Here is a 22,297-nt window from a genome sequence, read left to right as displayed (position 1 = left end):
GGGTCGGTCCGCCCTGCCGTCAGGTACTGAGGAATCACGCCTCGGCGACCGTCTTCTCCACTGCGAGCAGGAGGTTCGGGACCTCCGACTCGGGCAGGCCGCCCCCCTGGGCCAGGTCCGGGCTACCACCGCCGCGCCCGGAGAACGCCGCCTTGACCAGATCGTTCGCGGCGACACCACGGCTGCGGGCGGCCGAGTTCACCGCCACCACCAGGGACGCCTTGCCGTTCGCGCGGGCCGCCACCGCGACCACGCCCGGCCGGGCCGCGTCGATCCGGCCCCGGATCTCCTGGGCCAACGTGCGGACGTCGTTGCCGGCCGCCCCCTCGGGCGCCTCGATGCCGACGTAGGCCACCCCGCGCACGTCCCGGGCCTGCGCGGCGAAGGCCGCCGCACCGCCGAGTACGAGCTGGGCGCGCAGCTTCTCCAGTTCCTTCTCCGCGTCGCGCAACTGGGTGACGGTCTGCTCGACCCGGTCCGCCACCTGGTCGGAGGGGACCCGGTACAGCTCGGCGAGCCGGGCCACCAGCAGGTGCTCGCGGGCCAGGAAGTTGAACGCGTCCATGCCGACCAGCGCCTCGACCCGACGGACGCCGGAACCGATGGACGACTCCGAGAGGATCTTGACCAGACCGAGCTGGCCGGAGCGGGCCACGTGGGTGCCACCGCACAGCTCGCGGGCGTAGTCACCGACCTCGACCACCCGGACCTGGTCGCCGTACTTCTCGCCGAAGAGCGCCATGGCGCCGATCCGGCGCGCCTCCTCCAACGAGGTGACGAAGGCGTGCACCTCCAGGTCCGCCAGGAGCACCTCGTTGACCTGCTGCTCCACGTCCCGCAGCACGCTCGGCGCCACCCCGGTCGCGGTGTTGAAGTCGAACCGCAGCCGACCCGGGGCGTTCAGCGAACCGGCCTGGGTGGCGGACTCGCCGAGGAAGTTGCGCATGGTCTGGTGCACCAGGTGGGTCGCGGTGTGCGACCGGGAGATGGCCCGTCGACGGCTGGAGTCGATCTCGGCGTACCCGGTCTCGCCGGCCCGCACCTCGCCCCGGAGCACCCGGGCCCGGTGCACGATCAGCCCCGGCACCGGCTGCTGCACGTCGAGGACCTCGACCTGCCCGCCGCCCACGGTGATCATGCCAACGTCGGGCTGCTGCCCGCCGCCCTCGGCGTAGAACGGCGTGGTGTCCAGGACCAGCTCGACCAGGTCACCCTCGACCGCCGCCGCACGCGGCCCGTCGGTGCCGAGCACCGCCCGCACCGTCGACTCGCGGGAGACCTCGGTGTAACCGGTGAAGGTCACCGGACCACCGGCGTCGAGCACCGACCGGTACGCCGACAGGTCGGTGTGCCCGGTCTTGCGGGCCTGCGCGTCGGCCTTGGCGCGGGACCGCTGGTCGGCCATCAGCCGCCGAAAGCCCTCCTGGTCGACGTGGAGGCCCTGCTCGGCCGCGATCTCCAGGGTGAGGTCGATCGGGAAGCCGTACGTGTCGTGCAGCTGGAACGCCTTGTCCCCGGAGAGCGCCGGCCTACCCGCCGACTTCGTCTCGCTGATCGCGGTGTCCAGGATCGTGGTGCCCGCCCGCAGGGTCGCCAGGAACGCGTCCTCCTCCGCGTACGCGTACGCGGAGATCCGGTCGAAGTCGGCGGCCAGCTCCGGGTACGACGGGGCCATGCAGTCCCGGGCCACCGGCAGCAGCTCGGGCAGCGCCCGCTCCTGCCAGCCCAGCAGTCGCACCGCGCGGATCGCCCGGCGCATGATCCGCCGCAGCACGTAGCCACGGCCCTCGTTGGACGGGGTCACCCCGTCACCGATCAGCATCAACGCGGTGCGCACGTGGTCGGCGACCACCCGCAGCCGGACGTCGTCGGGGTGCGACTGGTTCGCCGCGTGCCCGGAGTGCGTCCCGTACCGCTTGCCGGTCAGCTCGGCGGCCCGGTCCAGGATCGGCCGGACCTCGTCGATCTCGTACAGGTTGTCGACGCCCTGCAGGATGGAGGCCATCCGCTCCAGGCCCATGCCGGTGTCGATGTTCTTCTTCGGCAGCTCACCGACGATCCGGAACTGCTCCTTGTCGAGCACGTCCGCGATCTCGTACTGCATGAAGACGAGGTTCCAGAACTCCAGGTACCGGTCCTCGTCGACCTCGGGGCCGCCCTCGGCGCCGTACTCCGGCCCACGGTCGTAGTACAGCTCGGAGCAGGGGCCGGCCGGGCCGGGAATGCCCATCGACCAGAAGTTGTCCTTCTTGCCCCGGCGCACGATCCGCTCGACCGGCACCCCGACGCGCCGCCAGATGTCGTACGCCTCGTCGTCGTCCAGGTAGACCGTCGCCCAGACCCGCTCCGGGTCCAGCCCGAAGCCGCCCGCCTCGACCGGCTTCGTGGCCAGGTCCCAGGCGAACGGGATCGCGCCGTCCTTGAAGTAGTCGCCGAAAGAGAAGTTGCCGTTCATCTGGAAGAACGTGCCGTGCCGGCTGGTCTTGCCGACCTCGTCGATGTCCGGCGTGCGGATGCACTTCTGCACGCTCACCGCCCGGGAGAACGACGGCGTCTGCTGCCCGAGGAAGTACGGGACGAACTGCACCATGCCGGCGTTGACGAACAGCAGGTTCGGGTCGTTGATGGCGGGCAGCGGAGCGGACGGCACCACGGCGTGGCCGTTCGCCTCGAAGTGGGCGAGATACCGCCGCTTGATCTCCGCCGTCTTCATCGCTGGGGTTCCTCCGGAAAGATGTCTCTGTCACCGATGCGCGGCTCGTCGCGCACGTCGGCGAACTGGTCGTCGAACGCCTCGCCCTGGGCGAACGCCTCGTGGATCTCGTGCTCCCGCTCGGCCATCCCGGCGCGTACGTCCGCCACGAAGCTACGCAGTTCCTCGACGAGACCGCCAGCGGATTGTGACAGGTTGTCGGCGATCCCCGCCGGGGTGTAGGCGTGCGCGGCACGGGTCGCCTGGCGCACCACCACCACGCCGACGGCCAGACCGATGCCCAGCCAGAACAGCCGCTTCATGCTCGTACCTCCGCCGTCGGTCAGCGGTTGCCGCGCCGGGCGGCGCGCCGCTGGGACTTGATGGTGTCGCGGACCTCGCGCTCGGTCTCGGCGCTGCGCCGGGCCGAGGCGGCCTTGCGCACGCCGTAGCCGAAGGCGGCCACCTTGACCAGCGGGTTGGCGGCGGCGGCCGAGACGACGGTGACCAGGTTGGCGACGTTGGCGCTGATGTTCTGCGCGTGACTGGTCATGGTGTCGACCTTGGCGAGCTGGAGGTTCACCCCGTCGAGCGACGTCTGCACCTGTTCGAGGGTGACGTTGACGTTCCGCACGGTGGTGTTCACGTCACCGAGCAACGGCCCGGTCCGGTCGTTGAGGTCGTTGATCATCTGGGTGGTCGCGTCCACGGTGTGCCGCAGCCGCAGGATGGGCAGCGTCAGGATCAGCACCAGCATCGCGAACGCGATAGCCGCGATCAACGCCGCGACCTCCAAAAAGCCCACGCCTGTCCTCCTCAACACGGTCCCGGGACACCACGGCCCACGAGACGTACGACCTTCTCGCCCACGCCGTCATCGGTGGCCCGCCTCGCGCCTGCTGGCAGCGGGCGGGCCGCCAGATGCAGACCCTACCGTCCGTGATGACAATCGGCTCAGGACGGTGGTGACGGCGTCAACTCGCCCAGCGGATCGTCGGTCAGCGTCGGGTAGGGATCCTCACCGGTCAGTGACGGATCGGTGTCCGGCTGTGGCCTGGTCCGCTCGTCGTCGATCGCATTGCGGACCTTCACCGAGACCAACGAACCGGAGCACTCCTCGGCTGCGGTCGACGGGTCGGGCGACGGCACGACCGCCGGCTCACCGTCCACCGGCGGCGGTACGCAGGTCGGCTCCCGGACCCACAGGTCCAGCGTCAACTCGTCGCGCCGCCAGCAGGTGTAGCTGCCCTTCTCCTCCTGCCCCGGGCAGTACGCGGGCTGCCAGGGCTGCCAGCCGTCGCGGCTCAGCGCGTCCTCGTACACCTGGGCCGTCTCCTCCGGCGACCGCTCGGAGGTGGCGGTCCGCTCACGCAGCCGACAGTCGAGCAGGCACCAGCGACTGCCGCTGGTGAAGTCCTCCGGCTGCGCCGCGGCCCACTCCGGCACCTCCAGCTCGTCGAGCGAGACGAAGACCGGGTCCCGGTTCATCGCCTGCACGCCGAAGAAGGCCGGTACACCACCGAGCAGGAGCACGGCGACCAGGGCCAGCAGCAGCGTACGGCGACGCTGGCCGGCACCGGCCTGACGGCGCGTCTCCGGGTCGGCCTCCAGTGCCTCCTCGTCGGGCCGGTCGCCGTCCCCGTCGTCCGGGTCGGTGGGTCGCCGTAGCGCCGGATCCGGTGCGGGCCGGGGCCCGGTCGGGTCGGCGGAGGGCACCACGGCGGCGGCCCGGGCCACCGCAGGCGCCTCCCCGGAACGCGGCGGCGGGGGCACCGGTGCGGCACCGGACGGCTCGCGGGCCGGGTCCCGTTGTGGCGGCGTGGCCCGACCGGCCGGCCGGTCGTCGGGGCGGGGGGCCGACGCGGTGGCGCGGGCCACTGCGGCCGGCGGTTCGCCGGGACCTGCGGCGGGCGGCGACGGACGGCCGGGCGCAGCACCGGACACCGGACCGGCGTCCGGACGCCCGTGGCCACCCTCGGGTCGTCCCGGACCACTGTCAGGCCCACCACCTGGACCGCCCTCGGGGCGCGCCGGACCGCCGTCGGGGCGACGGGGGCCCGCGTCAGGGCGTGCCGGACCGCCGTCGGGGCGGCGCGGTCCCCCCTCCGGGTGGGGCGGGCCAGCGGGCCGGGCGGCACCGCGCGCGGGTCCCGGTGGCATGCCGCCGGGACGGCCCGGTCCCGCGCCGGGACCTGCCGCCATCGTCTCGGGGCCCGTCGCGCCACGCGGCGGCCCAGCGTCCGGAGGCACCGGTCCGCGCGGCGCAGAGCCGGCGTCGGGGGGTACGGCACCACGCGGCGGCCCGCCGTCCGGCGACACCGGTCCACGCGCCGCGGTGGCGTCCGGGGACAGCGGTCCACGCGCCGCAGGACCGGCGTCGGGGCGTGCGCTGCCCCTCGGCGGCCCGGGGGGCATGCCGTCCGTCGGAGCGGTGCCACGCGGGGGCCCACCCGGACCGCCGTCCGGGTGACCGATCGGTCGGGCGCGGCCCGTGGACGCCTCGGGTCCGGGTCGGCCGGGGACTGCCCCGGGCCCGGCCGGTCCGGCTCCACCGGGTGGTTCGGCCCGGCCCCGCCCGACCGGTGGCCCGTCGGGCCGACCACGATCCACCGGCGCTCGGTCAGGGCGACCACGATCCACCGACGTGCCGTCGGGGCGACCACGACCGGCGCGCGGTGCGTCGGGGCGGCCGTGCTCGGCCGGCGACCCGTCGGGCCGACCACGGTCGGTCGGTGGCCCGTCGGTCGACGGTCCGTCGGGGCGCGCACCACCGGGGCGTACCGGCGCGGCGTTGCCGGCTCCGGGAATGGCTGCGGCGGGCCAGCCCGGGATCCCGCCCGGTTCCGTCTGGTCGTCCGGCATCGCGCGCGAGGGGCCGTCCGGGTCACGACGACCACCGAGCATCGCCGTACCGCCGGACGGGGTACCGCCCGAGTGCCCGGCCGGACCGCCGGGCGGGGTACCGGGCCGTCTCTTGACCGTCGGCAGTGCCGGATCGGTGTGGTGTCCCCGCCCGGCCTGCCGCAGCCAGTCGGCCGGCCGTTCCGGACGCCCGGCCCGACCGTCACCGGGCCGGGCCGCGAACGGCCGTTCACCGGTGTCACCGGGCCGTGACACGTACGGACGCTCACCCGTGTCAGCCGGCCGGGACACGAAGGGACGCTCACCGGTGTCAGCGGGCCGCGAGGCGAAGGGCCGCTCACCGGTGTCGCCGGACCGCGACGCGAAGGGACGCCCACCCGTGTCACCCGGCCGGGCCGCGAACGGTCGTTCGCCGGTGTCGCCCGGGGCGGGAGCGCGCCCGGATTCGTCGGCGGCCCGCCGCCCCTGGGGCGGCGTCTCCTGGACGTCGGCCGCGCGGCGGCCCCGTACCGGTGTCTCGGTCTGCTCGTCGGTCCGGCGCGCGGCCGGTGGCGTCGCCGGTTCCTCCAGCGCGGCGCGGCGGCCCCGGAACGAACTGTCGGTGCCTGCCGGAGTAGCGGTGCGGGTCTCCGGCGGGGCGACAGGAATCGCCGACGGGTCGCCGGACGGCACGCCGGGGATCTCCGGCGCGTTGCCGGACAGCGGGACGATCGGTTGCTCTTCCTCGGGCTCGGCGGCGCGGCGCCGTCCACCCCGGCGGCCTCCCGCCGGCTCGGCGGAGGGCCCACCAGCGACGGCGGGGCCACCGAGGCCTCCGCTCCGGCCGCCGGCGGTCACGTCGGGGTCGGTGCGGTCAGCGGTACGCGGACCAGCGCCCGGATCCGGCGGCGTGCCCCGGGCGGGACCGCGCGGGACGGTCCGGCGCGCGCTGGCCGGAATCCCGCTGGGCCGCCCGGAGGGGTTCCGCCGTGGAGCGGGCTGATGCGGGGCGGGGCCGGCCGGTCCACCGGACTCGGGCCCGGTCGGCACACCCGGGACCGGGCCGGTCGGCGTGCCAGGGACCGGGCCGGTCGGCATCGCGGAGGTGGGACCGCCCGGCGCACCCGAGGGCGGCTCGGCGGGTCCGGGACGCCCACGCCAACCGGGCGGACCGCCCGCCTCGACGGACGACCAGCCACCGGTCGGCTCGCCCGTCGGGCCGGCTTCCCGCCGCCCGCCGGGCGGCGGGACAGCCGCGAACGGCGGTCCACCCGGGGCCCGGTCGCCGTGTTCCGTCGGCGACGGACCGGCAGCGAACGGCGGCCGACCTGGAGCCCGGTCGCCAGGTCCGGCGGGTGGCCGGGGGCCGGAGGCCGGAGGCGCGGCGGCGGCCGGCCGGGGCCCGCTAGCGGGCGAAGCAGGGTGAGGCGGACCTGCCGGAGACGGACCAGCGTGAGGCGGACCGGCGTGAGGCGGACCAGCCGGGGGCGGACCAGCGTGAGGCGGCGGACCGGCGGGCGGCCGGGGGGCCGGTGCGCCAGGCCACGGCCCGTCGACCGGACGGGAGCGTGGTGTCTCGGTCGGGAGCCGGCGGGGCGGAGCAGCCGGTGGACCGGCGGACGGATCCGGTGCGCCGGGTCCGGGCGGCATCGGGGCCCGGCCGCCGGGCGGCGGCGGGACTGCTCCGGGAGGTGGCGGGACGGATCCGGGAGGCGGCGGCGGAACGGACCCGGCCGGTGACGCCGGGCGTCCGGCGGGCGGCTGCCCCGGACGGACCGGAGGTACCTGGCCGGGACGGTCGGTGACCGGCGGTGCCGGCGGGCCGGGGCGGGCGCCGGGGCCGTCCGGAGGCGGGGCGACCCCGTCCGGGCCGAGTTCGCCGCGCTGCTGCTTCGCCGAGCGCAGGTCGTCGATCCAGCCGAAGTCCTCACCGGGGCCCGGGTCCTCCGGGGCGGCCTCGGGTTTGCTCCGGCCCCAGCGGCGGCCCTTGGGACGCCGCTCCTCCTGGCCGTCCTCCGGTCGCTCCGACGATTTCACTGTTGACCCTTCCCGTCGGCGCTGCGGCCGACCTCATCCGCCGCGTGGGCGTCCGTGCCCGTGGACGGGCCGCCGTCGACTCCGGACGGCGGCGTCTCGGCCCGGTCCGTCGGCGCCGCCCGGTCACCCGTGCTCTCCGCCGGTACGCGGGCGGGCGCGGGCAGCCCGCGGACGATCCGGCGCAGCAGCGGCAGCCGCGTGGCCACCGATCGTTCCGCACCGTGGTGGCTCGGCTGGTAGTAGTCGGTGCCGACCAGGTCGTCCGGCACGTACTGCTGGGTGAGCACGCCCCGCTGGTCGTCGTGCGGGTAGCGGTACCCGATGCCGTGGCCGAGCCCTCGGGCGCCGGCGTAGTGGCCGTCACGCAGTCCGCGCGGGACCGGGCCACCCCGACCGGCCCGGACGTCGGCGATCGCCGCGCCGATCGCGGCGGTGGCCGAGTTCGACTTGGGGGCGGTGGCCAGGTGGATCACCGCCTGGGCGAGGTTGAGCTGGACCTCTGGCAGGCCGACGTACTCGACGGCGTGCGCGGCCGCGGTGGCGACGCTCAGCGCACCGGGATCGGCCATGCCGACGTCCTCGCTGGCGAAGATGACCAGCCGTCGGGCGATGAACCGGGCGTCCTCACCGGCGACCAGCATCCGGGCCAGCCAGTGCAACGCGGCGTCCACGTCCGACCCGCGCATGCTCTTGATGAACGCGCTGGTCACGTCGTAGTGGGCGTCACCGGCCCGGTCGTACCGCACGGCTGCGGTGTCCACCGCCCGCTCGGCGGTGGCCAGGTCGATCCGGCCGGCGCCCAGCGCGGTCGCCGACCCGGCTGCCGCCTCCAGCGCGGTCAGCGCCTTGCGGACGTCCCCACCGGCCAACCGGACCAGGTGGTCCTCCGCCTCGGGCTCGCAGACGAGCGCGCCGCCCAGACCACGCTCGTCGGTCAGGGCCCGGCGCAGCAGCGCGCGGACCGCCGCGTCGTCGAGAGGCTGAAGGGTGAGCAGCACGCACCGCGACAACAGTGGCGAGATGACCGAGAAGTACGGGTTCTCCGTGGTGGCGGCGAGCAGCGTGACCGTACGGTCCTCGACGGCGGCGAGCAGGGAGTCCTGCTGGGTCTTGCTGAACCGGTGCACCTCGTCGATGAAGAGGACGGTCGGCGGGCCACCGGTGCGCCGCTGCCGCCGGGCGGTGTCGATCACGGCCCGGACGTCCTTGACTCCGGCCGAGAGCGCCGACATGGCCACGAACCGCCGGTCGGTGGCGGCGGCCACCAGGTGGGCGATGGTCGTCTTGCCGCTGCCCGGCGGGCCCCAGAGGATGACCGACATCGGCGCGTTGCCGGCGACGAGTTGCCGCAGGGGCGCTCCCGGGGCGAGCAGGTGGTCCTGACCGACGAGTTCGTCCAGGGTGGCCGGGCGCATCCGGACCGGAAGCGGCGCGTCCGGACCGGCCGGAGTGAAGCCGCCGACGCCGCCGGAACCCGTCGGCGCACCGGGTGCTGCCGTGGGTTCACTGAGGGTGAACAGGGCGTCGGACTCCATCACGAGAACAGTACCGGGCTCGACCGACAACGCCGGAATCGCGCTGCCGGTCGAGCCCGGGGTGATCGTTCTCGGTCAGCCGCGCCCCGGCCGGCGGCCCCGGTACCAGCGGCCGCCACCGCCACCGCCGCCCCGGCCGACGCCGGCCAGGAAGAGGGCCAGCAGCAGCAGGCCGATCAGCACGAGCGTGTTCCAGTTGAACAGGTCCGGTGCGCCGAGGTCGGTGTCGAGCAGGTCGAGCAACAGGGCGAAGCCGAAGACCGCAGCGGCGGCGATGGCGAGCATGTCGTTCCTCCGGTGGGGGTTCCAGTAGGTTCGGCGCGGGATGTACCCGATCGGTCGGCTCGCCAATCTCCACCCTGGATGCGAGCCGCCCCGCAGCGCCCCCACCTAGGCTGTTGCGGTGATCATCCCTGCGGAGGCGCTGGTGGGCCGGGAGGCGATCCTGACCGCCGTGGACCACCACCCCTTCTTCCGGCACACGGTGCCGCGCCACGCCCCGGTGCGCGGCTGGCGACACGAGGGGGCGGTGTGCTGGCTGCTGTCGTCGCCACAGTCGACGGTCTGCGCCGCCGTGGGGCCGCCGGACGCGGCTGTCACACTGGTCGCCGCGCTGGCCGAGGAGCGGACGCTCGACCCGGGCCAGTGGGTGCACCTGCCCCGGCGGGATCCGGCCACCGACCGCGCCGGTGCGGTCGTGGCGGCGTACCGGGACTGGGACTTTCTCTGGACGACCGGCGCGCCGCCGCCGCAGCCCGGTGAGGAACACGTGGTCCGCCTGGACGCGGCGGACCATCCGGCGCTGACCGCGCTGATCGACGCGGCGTTCCCCACCAGTACGGCGCGGCCGGGCGATCCCCGGATCGTCGACTGGTACGGCATCCGCGACGGCGACCGGTTGATCGCCGCCGGGGCCGACCGGACCCGGGACGAGGTCGGATTCCTCGCCGGGCTGGTCGTCTGCCCGACACACCGCAACCAGGGGCTGGGCGCGGCGCTGACCGCCGGCATGACCCGGGCGTTGTCCCGGCGGTACGACATGGTGGCGCTCGGCGTCTACCCGGACAACACCGGCGCGATCCGGTTGTACCGGCGGCTCGGCTACACCGGCGCCTTCCCGCTCACCTCGGTCCGTCTCCCCGCACCGGCGGACGCCCCGGCGGACGCGCGGGCAGCCCGCCAGGCCGGCAGATAGAGCGGCGCGGCCACGGCCAGCACCACCGCGCCGACCAGCATCGCCGTGCCCACCCCGGCCCGGTCGCCGACGAAGCCGAGCACCGCCCCGCCCAACGCTCCCGCCGGCATGGCCACCATCGAGTTCACCGAGATCACGCTGTTGCGGTAGGGACCGTCCACCTGCCGGTGCAGCAGTCCCATGTGCAGCGGATTGGACGCGCCGTGCACGGCGTAGCAGGCGATGAACGCGATCAGCACGCCGACCGGACCGGCCAGCAGGGCCATGCCGACGACCGTGACGCCCTGCACGATCCGCAGCAGGGCGGCACCGGGTGCGGCCCCCAGCCGACGGATCAGCAGCGGGGTGAGCGCCGCACCGCCGGCCGACGCCAGCCAGGCCACGGTGTTGGCCGGACCGAGCAGGGCGGCGGCCCGGTCCGGGTCACCCACCACCTCGGCCAGCCGCACCGGCAGCAGGCCCTCGAAGGTCATCATGCCGAAGCCCCAGAACAGCTCGACCGCGACCAACGCGAGCAGCACCCGGGACCGACGCAGCAGGCCGAACGCCTCGCCCACCATCCGCGGCGCCGCGCGGACCGAGGACCGCAGCGCACCCGCGCCCGCCGCCGGGCGCTGCTCCACCAGCAGCGCCAGCAACGCCACCAGCGCGACGGCCTGCAACAGGACCGCGATCACGATCGGCGTGGTGAGCGCGCTGACCGGACCCACCGGCCCCAGCGCCACCAGCCCGCCGCTGAGCAGCGCACCGGCCGCCATCGACAGGCCGAGGACCGCGCCACCCTGACCGAGCCCCTTCTCGTACGCGGCGTCCGGGTCGGCGGCGAGCGTGCTGTTGACGTACCAGGACTCCAACGGCCCGCTGTCCAGGGCTCGGAACACGCCCTGCAACGCCCAGACGGCGGCCAGCAGGGCGAAGGAGTCGGCGACCACCAGCAGGGCCAGCGACACCAGGCCGACCACGTTCGCCACCACCAGCACCGGCCGGCTGCCCAGCGCGTCGGCGAACCCGCCGGTCGGCAGCTCCAGGGCGAGCACCACCACCCCCTGCGCGCCGACGGCCAGGCCGATCTGGGTCAGGGTCAGGCCCCGCTCCTGCATCAGCAGGATGGTCACCGGGATCATCAGACCGACCGGTAACCACCGGAGCCCGTGCAGGACCAGGAAACGACGGCGGATCTGGAGCACGGACAGGTCGCTCGTCACCGCTTCTCCCCCATCAGCAGCGGGTGGCTGGCCAGGACGACCTGCACCTGCTCGGCGCCGGGCGCATCGGGATCCGCCTCGGCGTGGTAGCGCTGGAGGATCTGCAACAGCTCCGCCTGGAGTTCCTTGAGCCGGGCCGCCGGGATGGTCATGAAGACGTCGCTCATGCCGAAGGCTTCGCGCCACTGCGGCGACCACTGGTCGCGTACGGCGAACCATCGCTCGGCGTGCTCGACGAAGAGGCGCACCTGGTCGGCCTGGATCCACTCGATCGCGGCCCGCGCGTCCGGATCGTCGTCGAAGTCGGTGCTCTCGAAGCTCGTGACGTCGTGCGCGGCCCGCCACCAGCGTTGCCGCCCGGCGCCGCGGTCGGTCTCCTCGACGACCAGCCCGACCTCGGCCAACTGGCGCAGGTGGTAACTGGTCGCGCCGGTGTTGGTGTCCAGCAGCTCGGCGAGGGTGGTGGCGGTCGCCGCCCCCTTCACCCGCAGCGCACCGAGCAGCCGGTTACGCAGCGGGTGCGCCAACGCCCGGACCTGCCGATGATCGATCCGCACCCGTCGCGGTGCCGGCTTCTGCACGTCTCCCATGACCACACCGTAGCGGTGCACAGTTCTTATGCACAAGTATTGTGCATAGAGATCGTGCATCCGGGCGGAGCGGTGTTCGTGGTTCGACTCAGACGGCGAGAAGCTCGGTGACGCCACGCAACCGCGTCCGCAGGAGCGTGGCGGCGCGCGTGGAGTCCAGGCGCACCTCGCCGGGACGGAGCACCCCGGCAGCGACCCCGGTGGTGGTGTGCAGGCCGGTCGGGTCCAGGCCCTCCCGCCGGGCCACCAGCAGACCCAGCTCGGCCCGGCTGACCGCGTCGACCCCGGCCACATTCAGCGGACCGGCGTAGTCGGACTCCACCAGTTCGAGCACGGCCGCCGCCAGGTCGCCGACATCCACCGGGCAGCGCAGTTCGTCACTGAACAGGGCGGCCCGCCCGGCCTGCGCGTTCCGGCAGAGCCGGATCTGCGGACTCCCCTCCCCCAAGATCAGCGAGGTACGCACCAACACCGCGCCCGGGTCGACGGCCCGCACCGCCGTCTCGGCGGCCGCCTTCGCCGCACCGTACGGGTAGATCGGGCTGGGCACATCGTCATCGGCGTACGCCTCGGAACGGCCGGCGTGTAGCGCGTCGCTGGACAGGTGCACCAGACGCGCACGCGACGTGGGCCGCCCCGTCGGCGTACCGGTAGGGGGTGCCGACCACCGCGTCCGGGCGTACCCGTGTGACAAGCTCGCGCACCGCGGCCCGATCGGTCACGTCGATCCGGTGTGACACCACACCGGGGACCTCGACCTGCCCCGAGTGGTATGTGCCGACCACATCCCACCCGACAGCGACCGCCCGCCGGCACACCTCACGGCCTAGGAACCCGCTGCCACCCACCACCAGTAACCGCACCGACCTGCACCCCCTGGACCGCTCCGCGACGCGCCGTGAGGTCGGCGGGGTGCTGCCCCACCGACCTCACGCGGTGTCGGTCAGGTGGGGTCGGCGACCGGGGCGGCCGGGCCGGCGGTGCCGGTGTGCGGGACCTGGGCCGGCTTCGGCTTGGCGTCGATACCGGCCTCGGCGCGCTGCTGCCCGGTGATCGGGGTGGGTGCGCCGGTCAGCGGGTCGAAGCCGCCGCGCGTCTTCGGGAAGGCGATGACCTCGCGGATCGAGTCGACACCGGCGAGCAGCATGCAGACCCGGTCCCAGCCGAACGCGATGCCGCCGTGCGGGGGCGGGCCGTAGCTGAACGCCTCCAGCAGGAAGCCGAACTTGTCCTGCGCCTCCTCCGGCGTGATGCCGAGCAGCTCGAAGACCCGCTGCTGCACCTCACGACGGTGGATACGGATCGAGCCGCCGCCGATCTCGTTTCCGTTGCAGACGATGTCGTACGCGTAGGCCAGCGCCCGGTCCGGCGCCTCCTCGAAGCGGTCCATCCACTCGGCGTTCGGCGAGGTGAACGGGTGGTGCACGGCCGTCCAGCCACCATCGTCCGTCTTCTCGAACATCGGCGCGTCCACCACCCAGCAGAACGCCCAGGCGCTCTCGTCGACCAGACCGGCCCGCTTGGCGATCTCGATCCGGGCCGCACCGAGCAGCTCCTGGGCCGGGCGTGCCTCCGGGCCGGCAGCGAAGAAGACGGCGTCGCCCGGCTTGGCGCCGACGGCGTCGGCCAGCCCGGCCAGGTGCTCGGCGGAGAGGTTCTTCGCCACCGGCCCGCGCGGCTCGCCGGTCTCGGCGTCCAACACCACGTACGCCAGTCCCTTGGCACCGCGCGCCTTGGCCCAGTCCTGCCAGCCGTCCAGTTCCTTGCGGGTCTGACCGGCGCCGCCGGGCATCACCACCGCACCGACGTACCCGCCCGCGTCGATCGCCCCGGCGAAGACCCGGAACTGGGTGCCGCGCAGGTAGTCGGTCAGCTCGGTCAGCTCCACGCCGTAGCGCAGGTCCGGCTTGTCCGAGCCGTACCGGGCCATGGCGTCGTGCCAGGTGATGCGCGGGATCGGGCGCGGGATCTCGTACCCGGCCAGGTCCGACCAGAGGGCGGCGGCGATCTCCTCACCGAGGTCGATCACGTCCTCCTCGGTGACGAAGGACATCTCGATGTCGAGCTGGGTGAACTCCGGCTGCCGGTCGGCCCGGAAGTCCTCGTCGCGGTAGCAGCGGGCGATCTGGTAATACCGCTCCATGCCGCCGACCATGAGCAGCTGCTTGAACAGCTGCGGGGACTGCGGCAGCGCGTACCAGCTGCCGGGTTGCAGGCGGACCGGGACCAGGAAGTCGCGGGCGCCCTCCGGGGTGGACCGGGTCAGCGTCGGCGTCTCGATCTCCAGGAAGTCCCGCTCGTGCAACACGCCACGGGCGAGCTGGTTGGCCCGCGAGCGCAGGCGCATCGCCCGGGCCGGGCCGCCCCGGCGCAGGTCGAGATAGCGGTACTTGAGGCGGACGTCGTCGCCGGCCACCACCTGGTCGTCGATCGGCAGCGGCAGCGGAGCGGCCTCGGAGAGCACGTCCAACTCGGCGGCGGTCACCTCGATCTCGCCGGTCGGCAGCTCCGGGTTCTCGTTGCCCGCCGGGCGACGGGTGACCTCACCGACGACCTTGACGCAGTACTCGTTGCGCAGCGCGTGCGCGTCCTCCTCGCGGAAGACCACCTGGACCACGCCGGATGCGTCGCGCAGGTCGACGAAGATGACACCGCCGTGGTCGCGCCGGCGGGCCACCCACCCGGCGAGCGTCACCGTGGTGCCGGCGTCCGTCGCGCGCAGGCTGCCGGCGTCATGGGTACGGATCACGACGTGCGTCTCCCTCGTCTGGCTCTACGTCCGTTGCTCCCGGCATTCTGTCAGCCCTCCCCCGTCCCCGTTCCCCGGGTGCAAGGAAGGGCCCCCTGTTAACGCCTCGTGCATAGCAGGGGTCCCCTACTAACACCAGCGCGCCGGTTGGCGTTAGCAGGGGACCCTTCCTATACCGCAGGCGTTAGCAGGGGACCCCTGCTTACAAGCCGGGCGGGCCGCCGGAGGAGGAATCCGGCGGCCCGCTGGCGGAGGAGAAGGTCAGATACGTGAGTACGGGTCAGTAGACGCTGACGCCGTACCGGCTCAGCACCGGTCCGATGGGCTGGAAGAAGGTGGTGCCGCCGATGCTGCAGTTGCCGCTGCCGCCGGAGGTCAGGCCGAGCGCGATGGTGCCGCTGAAGAGCGAGCCGCCGCTGTCGCCCGGCTGGGCGCAGATGTTGGTCCGGATCAGGCCGCGCACCTGGCCCTCGGCGTAGTTGACGGTGGCGTTGAGGGCGGTCACCGAGCCGCTGCGCACACCGGTGGTGCTGCCGGAACGCTGCGCCGACTGGCCGACGTACGCGTTGCCGGAAGCGGTGATCTCCCGGTAGGTGCCGTTGTGGAGGTAGACGTTGCCCGGCTGCACGACGCTCTGGTTGGCGTAGCGGACGATGCCGTAGTCGCTGCCCGGGAAGACGCTGCCGGTACGCGAACCGAGCAGCGCGGTCTGCGCCGAGTTGCTGTACCAGTTCGCGGCGATGTTGGTGCAGTGGCCGGCGGTCACGAAGTAGTAGGTGCTGCCGGCGCGCACGTTGAAGCCGAGCGAGCAGCGCCCGCCACCCTGCGCATAGATCGCCTCGCCACCGGAGATGCGGGTGCTCAGCACACCGGCCTGGGCCTCGATACGGACGGCGCCGTTGGTGCGGGCGGCGGCGGCCTTGACCTGCTCCAGCTTGGCGCCGGTGACGGTGCTGTCGACGGAGACGACGACCTGGTTGGTGGCGGGGTCGGTCCACCAGGCGGTGCCCGGGATCGCGGCGGAGCGCTCCAGCACGGCGGTGGCCCGGTTCAGCTCGGTGGCACCACGCGTGACCAGCTTCGGGGTGGCGCCGGCGGCGGCCACCTGGCGGGCCGCGACGGCGTCGGTCACCGCGACGACCATGGCGCCGCTGGCGTCGGCGTAGGCACCCGCCGCGCGGTCGCCGAGGCGGTCGGCGAGGGCGGAGGCCGCGTCGGGTGTGGCGGACGCGGGCGCCGCCTGGGCCGGGGCACCGGCCAGTACGCCGGCGACCAGAGTTCCGGCGGCGGCGACGGAGAAGACGCGGCGGAGCATTGACCTTGTGGGTCGCATGTAACAGCCTCCCGGTAGGGGGTTTCGTGCCCTGTCACGTCGACAGGAGCGGGGGCAACTCGGCCACCTGGGGAAATGGCCAAGCGAGGGAAAGTATTCACACATTTAAGATCGTCAACAAGCCCCGCCTCCGGCCGAATCGACCAACCACCCCCACGTCACCTCTCTGCAACATTGTGGACACAGACGGTCATCTATACGCTCTGTTCACCGCCGCCACCCGGCAACCGTGAACCGGAGGCCACCCATGACCCTCGTCCGACGCGCGCTGGCCACCCTCGCCGCCGCCACCGTCCTCGTCCTGCTCGCCACCGCCCCCGCCCTGGCCGCACCCGGCCCGGAACCGCCGTTAGCCGGAGAGCCGGGTACGTCACCATCCTGATCGGCGCGAACGACGCCTGCACCGGCCAGTCGCTGCTGGCCAACCCGACCTCCACCGCCCAGACCGAGGTGGACCGACGCCACCGGGTACGGCAGCGGGTGATCGACTTCAACGGCCAGTTCGCCGCCGCCTGCGCCGCGTACAGGCCGAACTGCCGGTACGACGGCAACGCGGTCTTCGGCTACCCGTTCAGCCTCTCCCCGCTCTCCGCCTGGGACTACTTCCACCCGAACGCCAGCGGCCAGCAGGTCCTGGCGAACGTCTCCTACCCCGTCGGCTTCGCCTGGTCGCAGCCGGGCACCACCGCCGGAGGCCGGCCGGGCACCACCGCCGGAGACCGGCCGGGCACCACCGCCGGAGACCGGCCGGGCACCACCGCCGGAGACCGGCCGGGCACCACCGCCGGAGACCGGCCGGGCACCACCGCCGGAGACCGGCCGGGCGTCATCGTCGACGGGCGCCCGGGCCCGGACGCGGCACCACGTCACGCGCGTCGGTGACGTGGTGCCCGTCCGCGCAGTGCAGTTCCACCCCGACCTCGGCGCCGCAGTCGCGGTGTCCGACGCTCAGCGGCGGCCCCTCCGGGTCGGCGAGGTACCGGTCCCCCCAGGCCAGCACGGCGACCAGCACCGGCCACAGATCCATTCCCTTGGGGGTGAGCCGGTACTCGTGGCGCAGCCGGCTGCCCGGCTCGCGGTACGGCTCCCGCCGGAGCACCCCCTGCGCGACCAGTGTGGCCAGCCGGTTGGCCAGCACCTGCCGGGGGACGCCGGTGCGTACCCGCATGTCGTCGAAGCGGCGGACGCCGCTGAACACCTCGCGGAGCACCACCAGGGTCCACTTCTCGCCGAGGACCTCCATGGCGCGGGCGACCGTGCAGTTGTCGATCGACCAGTCCAGGGCCACGGGTCTCATGCCCGCCAGGCTAGGTCTGATTGACAGACCCAGCAAGCCCTGACAGGCTGCGTCCATGACGCAGATGCAGGGGGCGACGCGCAGCCGCACCTTCTCCTGGTCCGACCCGGGCCTCAACGCCGACCAGGTCGGCCGGCGCAGCGGACTGGAACTGCTCCGCGCGATGATCGCCGGGGAGCTGGCCGCCCCACCGGTCATGCACCTGATCGACATGTCCCGGATGGAGGCCGAGGAGGGCCGGGTCGTCGTCGAACTGGAGCCGCAGGAGTTCCACTACAACCCGCTCGGCACCGTGCACGGCGGCGTGCTCTCCACGCTGCTGGACACCGCCGCCGCGTGCGCCGTACACACCACGCTGCCGGTCGGCATGGGCTACACCTCGCTGGACCTCAACGTGAAGTTTCTCCGCCCGGTGACCGTCCGCTCCGGGACGCTTCGCTGCGAAGGCACCGTGCTGCAACGCGGTCGACGGACCGCCCTGGCCGAGGCCCGGCTGACCGACGGGCAGTCCCGCCTCGTCGCGCACGCCACGTCGAGCTGCCTGCTGCTCCCCCTGGAGTGAGGGCTCCGCCGCTGCCGGCCGCTCGGCCCGACGTTAGGAAGGGCCCCCTGCTATACGCGAGGCGTTAGCAGGGGGCCCTTCCTTACATCCGGGTTCAGCTGACCAGCGGTGTCAGGTCCGCCCGAGGCGGCGACCACTCCCCCGCCGCCGCGACGACCTGCTCACCGGAGCGGATGTCCTTCACCTCGTCGGGGGCGCCCTCCGCGCCCGGGAACCAGACGTACGGGATGCCGCGTCGCTCCGCGTACCGGATCTGCTTGCCGAACTTCGCCGCGCTCGGCGACACCTCGGTGGGTACGCCCCGCGACCGCAGCGCCTCGGCGACCCGGTTGCTGTCGGCCCGCAGCTCCTCGTTGGTCACCGCCACCAGCACACAGGTCGGCACGGACCGGGAGACGGTCAGCGCCTCGGCGCCGAAGAGCAGACCGAGCAGCCGGGTCACCCCGATCGAGATGCCCACCCCGGGGAAGCGGGTGGTCCCGGCGCTGGCCAGGTTGTCGTACCGGCCGCCGGAGCAGATCGAGCCGAACTTCTCGTACCCGATCATCTGCGTCTCGTAGACCGTGCCGGTGTAGTAGTCCAGGCCACGGGCGATCCGCAGGTCGGCCACGCAGAGACCGGGCGAGTGCGCGGCGGCGGTCTCCACCACGGCGGTCAGCTCCGCGACCCCCTCGTCCAGCAACGGGTCGCTGACCCCGAGCGCGCGGACCGCGTCGGCGAACGAGGCGTCCGGCGCGGAGATCTCGGCCAGCGCCAGACATGCCTTGGCCTGCGCCTCGCTCGCCCCGGCCGTGGTCGCCAGCAGCTCCGTCACGCCGGCCGGGCCGATCTTGTCGAGCTTGTCGACCGCGCGCAGCGTCGCCTCCGGGTCGGTCAGCCCGATGCCCCGGTAGAACCCCTCGCAGATCTTGCGGTTGTTGACCTGGATGCGTACCGGCGGGATCGGCAACGCCCGCAACGCGTCGCCGATGACCAGCGGCATCTCCGCCTCGTGGTGCCCGGCGAGGGTGTCCCGGTCGACGATGTCGATGTCCGCCTGGAGGAACTCGCGGTACCGGCCCTCCTGAGGGCGTTCGCCCCGCCACACCTTCTGGATCTGGTAGCGGCGGAACGGGAACTGGAGCTTGCCGGCGTTCTCCAGCACGTACCGGGCGAACGGCACGGTGAGGTCGAAGTGCAGGCCGAGGGCGTCGTCACCGGCCGGACCCTCCGGATCGCCCTGGAGGCGCCGGATCACGTAGACCTCCTTCGAGGTCTCCCCCTTGCGCAGCAACTGGTCCAGCGGCTCGACGGCCCGGGTCTCCAGCGGCGCGAAGCCGTACAGCTCGAAGGTGGACCGGATCCGGTCCAGGACGTACTGCTCGATCATCCGCTGGGCGGGCGTCCACTCCGGGAAGCCGGAGATGGGCGTGGGCTTGCTCATGATGCTCCTTCGGCACCCGCGCGAGCGGCGCGGGGAGGTCCTGGTCCGCGGCGACTACAGGCCGCGGGTGGGGGCCGCCGGTCGTCCGCCGCCCATCCCGGCCACCTCGACGAGGTACGGGTTGGTGGCGCGCTCGCGGCCGATGGTGGTCGTGGGGCCGTGGCCGGGCAGCACGACGGTGTCGTCGGCGAGCGGGAGGATCTTGTCCCGCAGGCTGGCGACCATCGTCGGCATGTCGCCACCGGCCAGGTCGGTGCGGCCGATCGAGCCGGCGAACAGCACGTCACCGGAGAGACAGATCTGCTCGGCCTCCCACGGCGAGCCGGCGCCGGGCAGCCGGAACAGCACCGACCCGCCGGTATGGCCCGGTGCGTGGTCGACGGTGATCTCCAGACCGGCGAGGCTGAGCGTCGTCCCGTCGGACAGCTCGGCGACATCCTCCGGCTCGGCGTACGGCAGCCGGCCACCGAAGAGCTGGGTGAGGTCCATCGACAGGGCCTTGGTCGGGTCGGCCAGCAACTCCCGGTCCGCCGGGTGCACGTACGCGGTGATGCCGCGCGCGCCGCACACCGGCGCGACGGAGAAGGTGTGGTCGAGGTGCCCGTGGGTGAGCAGCACGGCCGCCGGGTGCAGTCGATGCTCGGCGAGCAGCGCGTCGAGCCGGTCGATCACCCCGATGCCGGGGTCGACCACCACGCACTGCTCCCCCGGCGCGGCGGCGACCACATAGCAGTTGGTGCCGAAGGCGTCCGCGGGAAAGCCGGCCACGAGCACGTCCGCTCCCCTTCCGTCGAGTCGTCCTCGCCAGCAGCCTACCGGCGTCCCCCGGCGGGCTCGGGCCGGTCGTCCCACCGGCGCGCGGGGGCAGTGACGGACTCCGATGCGGATGTGCACCGACCTCGTACACGACTTTCCCAGCCGGTACCCGTACACTCTGGCGGGCGTGTGGCGTGGCGCACCTGCCGCCCGACGGGTACGCGACCACCAGGTGACGACCAGGGTAGAGGAAAGGGGAGCACGGGTGGCTTCCAGCAGGGACCGGCAGCGCAAACTGGCGCGGGCCAAGCTCGACCGGCAACAGGCCCGCCGGGCCGCCACCGTCAGGCGCCGCCGACGGATCCGAGCCGGTGTCGGCACCGCCCTGATCCTCGTGCTCGTCGTCGCCGGTTCGGCGTGGGCGCTGGGCGCCTTCGACAGCGAGCCGACACAGGACACCGCGAACGACGAGGTCTGCCTCTGGACCCCGCAGAACACCGAGGGCAACCCGAACCTCCGCCAGGTCGGCGAGCCGGCCGCCACGGGCCTGCCGGTGACCGGCACCCAACCGATGACGATCACCACCAACCAGGGCGACCCGATCTCGGTCGAGCTGGACCTCGCGAACGCCCCGTGCGCCGCCGCGAGCATCGCCCACCTGGCCGGGCAGGGCTTCTACAACGACACCAAGTGCCACGAGATCACGGCCGACGGGGCGGTGCGCTGCGGCGACCCGAGCGGCACCGGTCTCGGCGGCCCGTCGTACTCGTTCCACAACGAGAACGTGCCGACCGCCCCGGAGGCGTCGCCCAGCCCGTCGCCGGACCAGCCGCCCACGTACCCCAAGGGCACGGTGGCGATGATCAGCAACCCGCCGGGTGCCAACGGCAGCCAGTTCCTGATCTTCTTCGAGGACTTCACCACCGCCGAGCCGAGCTTCCCGGTCATCGGCCGGGTCACCGGCGGCCTGGACGTGGTGGAGAAGATCGGCGCACTGCCGACCGTGGAGAATGAGGCTGGGGAGAAGGTCAAGCCGAAGGACGACGACGTGGTCATCCAGAGCCTGACCGTCGGCGAGCCGGGGCTGGACCCGGCGTCGCCGGCCGAGCCCACGCCGGCGGGCACGGCGAGCCCGGCGGCCTCCGGCGCGCCCGAGGCCAGCGCAAGCGCCGGCTGATCGGTAATCGGCGGTTCCACCCGCCCCAGCGGCATCCACATACAGTCCAGGAGGATCGAGGCGTGACGTCCACCAGAGAGCGGCAGCGCGCGGCGGCCCGCGCCCGGCTCGAGAAGGAGATGGCCGAGCGGGCCACGCGGGCGCGCAAGCGCCGCCAGACCCAGGCGGTGGTCGGGGCCGGAGTGGTCCTGCTGCTGGTGGTCGCCGGCACGGCCTGGCTCGCCACCAACCTGATCGGCGACGACAGCGGCGGCGACACCGCCGCCCAGGGCGGCAGCACCGCGGAGTGCGGCTGGGTGGAGATCCCGGCGGGTGAGCGGACCCCGACGACCAAGGACGTCGGGTTGCCGAACGCCGAGCAGAGCCGGGTCGGCACCCAGACCATGACGATCACCACGAACCTCGGCCCGATCACCGCGCGGATCGACCGGTCGGCGGTGCCCTGCACCGCAGGCAGCTTCACCCACCTGGCCGAGCAGAACTTCTTCGACAACACCAAGTGCCACCGGCTGGTGACCGAGGGCATCAAGGTGCTCCAGTGTGGCGACCCGAGCTCCACCGGCGACGGCTGGCGCGAGACCGACGGCACCGGCGGCCCGGCGTACCGCATGCCGGAGGAGAACCTGCCCACCGACAAGCGCCCGCCGTACGAGGCCGGCGTCATCGCGATGGCCAACTCGGGCCAGCCGTCCAGCACCGGCAGCCAGTTCTTCATCGTCTACGGCGACTCACCGCTGGACCCGAACTACACCGTGCTCGGCACGATCACCGGCGGGATGGACATCGTCAACGACGTCGCCGCCGCCGGTGACGACGGCGCGTTCGCCCAGCAGGCCGGCGGCGGTCACCCGAAGAAGGAGATCGTCATCACCGACCTCACCATGAGCGACGCCTGACGCCTCGGT

At 73.5% G+C, this 22,297-nt stretch carries 20 protein-coding genes and 1 pseudogene; 7 read left to right on the top strand and 14 right to left on the bottom strand.

Features of this window, described 5'->3' with window-relative positions; translation table 11 throughout:
- Positions 1-34 precede the first annotated feature (34 nt).
- The 4 genes from alaS to HUT12_RS10905 all read right to left on the bottom strand — a co-directional run bounded on the left by alaS (position 35) and on the right by HUT12_RS10905 (position 4,303).
- On the bottom strand, positions 35-2,713 hold the full coding sequence (gene alaS / locus HUT12_RS10920) for an alanine--tRNA ligase (protein WP_176093298.1): 2,679 nt from the start codon (positions 2,711-2,713) through the stop codon (positions 35-37).
- Positions 2,710-3,015 (bottom strand): hypothetical protein, encoded by a 306-nt coding sequence (locus HUT12_RS10915; RefSeq protein WP_131055267.1) that lies wholly within the window; start codon positions 3,013-3,015, stop codon positions 2,710-2,712. The genes alaS and HUT12_RS10915 overlap by 4 nt, the downstream gene beginning before the upstream one ends.
- A 20-nt stretch (positions 3,016-3,035) precedes the next feature.
- Positions 3,036-3,497 carry a DUF948 domain-containing protein gene (locus tag HUT12_RS10910; protein ID WP_131055269.1) on the bottom strand — a complete coding sequence of 154 codons (462 nt, stop codon included), beginning with the start codon at positions 3,495-3,497 and terminating at the stop codon, positions 3,036-3,038.
- A gap of 149 nt (positions 3,498-3,646) precedes the next feature.
- On the bottom strand, positions 3,647-4,303 hold the full coding sequence (locus tag HUT12_RS10905) for a hypothetical protein (protein WP_131055270.1): 657 nt from the start codon (positions 4,301-4,303) through the stop codon (positions 3,647-3,649).
- 2,837 nt (positions 4,304-7,140) lie between these two features.
- On the opposite strand from HUT12_RS10905, the gene HUT12_RS10900 reads away from it, so the two are divergent.
- Complete coding sequence (locus tag HUT12_RS10900; RefSeq protein WP_176093297.1) at positions 7,141-7,338, top strand: hypothetical protein; 198 nt, start codon at positions 7,141-7,143, stop codon at positions 7,336-7,338.
- Between the two features lie 228 nt (positions 7,339-7,566).
- Here HUT12_RS10900 and HUT12_RS10895 read toward each other — a convergent pair whose 3' ends face one another.
- Positions 7,567-9,105, bottom strand: coding sequence for a replication-associated recombination protein A (locus HUT12_RS10895; protein ID WP_131057797.1), 1,539 nt, complete (start codon positions 9,103-9,105; stop codon positions 7,567-7,569).
- Positions 9,106-9,180: 75 nt separating this feature from the next.
- Entirely contained in the window at positions 9,181-9,390 is a 210-nt protein-coding gene (locus HUT12_RS10890) for a hypothetical protein (RefSeq protein ID WP_176093296.1), read from the bottom strand.
- 118 nt (positions 9,391-9,508) lie between these two features.
- On the opposite strand from HUT12_RS10890, the gene HUT12_RS10885 reads away from it, so the two are divergent.
- Complete coding sequence (locus HUT12_RS10885; RefSeq protein WP_176093295.1) at positions 9,509-10,300, top strand: GNAT family N-acetyltransferase; 792 nt, start codon at positions 9,509-9,511, stop codon at positions 10,298-10,300.
- On the opposite strand, the gene HUT12_RS10880 is transcribed toward HUT12_RS10885, so the two are convergent.
- From HUT12_RS10880 to HUT12_RS10860, 5 genes and pseudogenes are all read right to left on the bottom strand, one after another.
- The gene (locus HUT12_RS10880; RefSeq protein WP_176093294.1) at positions 10,207-11,505 is read right to left on the bottom strand and encodes an MFS transporter; all 1,299 of its coding nucleotides are present in this window, start codon (positions 11,503-11,505) and stop codon (positions 10,207-10,209) included. The genes HUT12_RS10885 and HUT12_RS10880 overlap by 94 nt on opposite strands.
- The gene (locus HUT12_RS10875) at positions 11,502-12,095 is read right to left on the bottom strand and encodes a helix-turn-helix domain-containing protein (protein ID WP_176093293.1); all 594 of its coding nucleotides are present in this window, start codon (positions 12,093-12,095) and stop codon (positions 11,502-11,504) included. The genes HUT12_RS10880 and HUT12_RS10875 overlap by 4 nt, the downstream gene beginning before the upstream one ends.
- 88 nt (positions 12,096-12,183) lie before the next feature.
- Positions 12,184-12,958 (bottom strand): annotated as a pseudogene (locus tag HUT12_RS10870) (NAD(P)-dependent oxidoreductase).
- Between the two features lie 80 nt (positions 12,959-13,038).
- Positions 13,039-14,844, bottom strand: a complete 1,806-nt coding sequence (gene aspS, locus HUT12_RS10865; protein WP_131055628.1) for an aspartate--tRNA ligase — start codon at positions 14,842-14,844, stop codon at positions 13,039-13,041.
- A 280-nt stretch (positions 14,845-15,124) separates the two neighbouring features.
- Entirely contained in the window at positions 15,125-16,177 is a 1,053-nt protein-coding gene (locus HUT12_RS10860) for a S1 family peptidase (RefSeq protein ID WP_176093292.1), read from the bottom strand.
- 247 nt (positions 16,178-16,424) lie between these two features.
- On the opposite strand from HUT12_RS10860, the gene HUT12_RS33175 reads away from it, so the two are divergent.
- Positions 16,425-16,559, top strand: coding sequence for a hypothetical protein (locus tag HUT12_RS33175; protein ID WP_303393480.1), 135 nt, complete (start codon positions 16,425-16,427; stop codon positions 16,557-16,559).
- 68 nt (positions 16,560-16,627) lie between these two features.
- On the top strand, positions 16,628-17,059 hold the full coding sequence (locus tag HUT12_RS32750; protein WP_254876773.1) for a hypothetical protein: 432 nt from the start codon (positions 16,628-16,630) through the stop codon (positions 17,057-17,059).
- Here HUT12_RS32750 and HUT12_RS10850 read toward each other — a convergent pair.
- Complete coding sequence (locus HUT12_RS10850; protein ID WP_176093291.1) at positions 17,004-17,474, bottom strand: helix-turn-helix domain-containing protein; 471 nt, start codon at positions 17,472-17,474, stop codon at positions 17,004-17,006. The genes HUT12_RS32750 and HUT12_RS10850 overlap by 56 nt on opposite strands.
- Positions 17,475-17,529: 55 nt before the next feature.
- Between HUT12_RS10850 and HUT12_RS10845 the strand changes: the two genes are divergently transcribed.
- Positions 17,530-18,036, top strand: coding sequence for a PaaI family thioesterase (locus HUT12_RS10845; RefSeq protein ID WP_176093290.1), 507 nt, complete (start codon positions 17,530-17,532; stop codon positions 18,034-18,036).
- 94 nt (positions 18,037-18,130) lie between these two features.
- Here HUT12_RS10845 and hisS read toward each other — a convergent pair whose 3' ends face one another.
- Positions 18,131-19,459, bottom strand: coding sequence for a histidine--tRNA ligase (hisS, locus tag HUT12_RS10840; RefSeq protein WP_131056186.1), 1,329 nt, complete (start codon positions 19,457-19,459; stop codon positions 18,131-18,133).
- Between the two features lie 54 nt (positions 19,460-19,513).
- Positions 19,514-20,233 carry an MBL fold metallo-hydrolase gene (locus HUT12_RS10835; protein ID WP_131056184.1) on the bottom strand — a complete coding sequence of 240 codons (720 nt, stop codon included), beginning with the start codon at positions 20,231-20,233 and terminating at the stop codon, positions 19,514-19,516.
- A 247-nt stretch (positions 20,234-20,480) separates the two neighbouring features.
- Between HUT12_RS10835 and HUT12_RS10830 the strand changes: the two genes are divergently transcribed.
- Positions 20,481-21,392, top strand: coding sequence for a peptidylprolyl isomerase (locus HUT12_RS10830; RefSeq protein WP_176093289.1), 912 nt, complete (start codon positions 20,481-20,483; stop codon positions 21,390-21,392).
- A gap of 62 nt (positions 21,393-21,454) precedes the next feature.
- Positions 21,455-22,288 (top strand): peptidylprolyl isomerase, encoded by an 834-nt coding sequence (locus HUT12_RS10825; RefSeq protein WP_131055198.1) that lies wholly within the window; start codon positions 21,455-21,457, stop codon positions 22,286-22,288.
- The last annotated feature ends 9 nt before the right edge of the window (positions 22,289-22,297 follow it).

Origin of the sequence: Verrucosispora sp. NA02020, assembly GCF_013364215.1 — a bacterium.
Classification (GTDB): domain Bacteria; phylum Actinomycetota; class Actinomycetes; order Mycobacteriales; family Micromonosporaceae; genus Micromonospora.
The sequence above is the reverse complement of the archived record's forward strand: the minus strand, read 5'-3'. Positions and strand labels throughout refer to the sequence as shown.

Bases quoted from the DNA above. Each gene is read 5' to 3' on its own strand.
- HUT12_RS10895 (WP_131057797.1), bottom strand. From the start codon at position 9,105: ATGGAGTCCGACGCCCTGTTCACCCTCAGTGAACCCACGGCAGCACCC.
- HUT12_RS10860 (WP_176093292.1), bottom strand. From the start codon at position 16,177: ATGCGACCCACAAGGTCAATGCTCCGCCGCGTCTTCTCCGTCGCCGCC.
- HUT12_RS10890 (WP_176093296.1), bottom strand. From the start codon at position 9,390: ATGCTCGCCATCGCCGCCGCTGCGGTCTTCGGCTTCGCCCTGTTGCTC.
- HUT12_RS10850 (WP_176093291.1), bottom strand. From the start codon at position 17,474: ATGAGACCCGTGGCCCTGGACTGGTCGATCGACAACTGCACGGTCGCC.
- hisS (WP_131056186.1), bottom strand. From the start codon at position 19,459: ATGAGCAAGCCCACGCCCATCTCCGGCTTCCCGGAGTGGACGCCCGCC.
- HUT12_RS10875 (WP_176093293.1), bottom strand. From the start codon at position 12,095: ATGGGAGACGTGCAGAAGCCGGCACCGCGACGGGTGCGGATCGATCAT.
- HUT12_RS33175 (WP_303393480.1), top strand. From the start codon at position 16,425: ATGACCCTCGTCCGACGCGCGCTGGCCACCCTCGCCGCCGCCACCGTC.
- HUT12_RS10845 (WP_176093290.1), top strand. From the start codon at position 17,530: ATGACGCAGATGCAGGGGGCGACGCGCAGCCGCACCTTCTCCTGGTCC.
- HUT12_RS10915 (WP_131055267.1), bottom strand. From the start codon at position 3,015: ATGAAGCGGCTGTTCTGGCTGGGCATCGGTCTGGCCGTCGGCGTGGTG.
- alaS (WP_176093298.1), bottom strand. From the start codon at position 2,713: ATGAAGACGGCGGAGATCAAGCGGCGGTATCTCGCCCACTTCGAGGCG.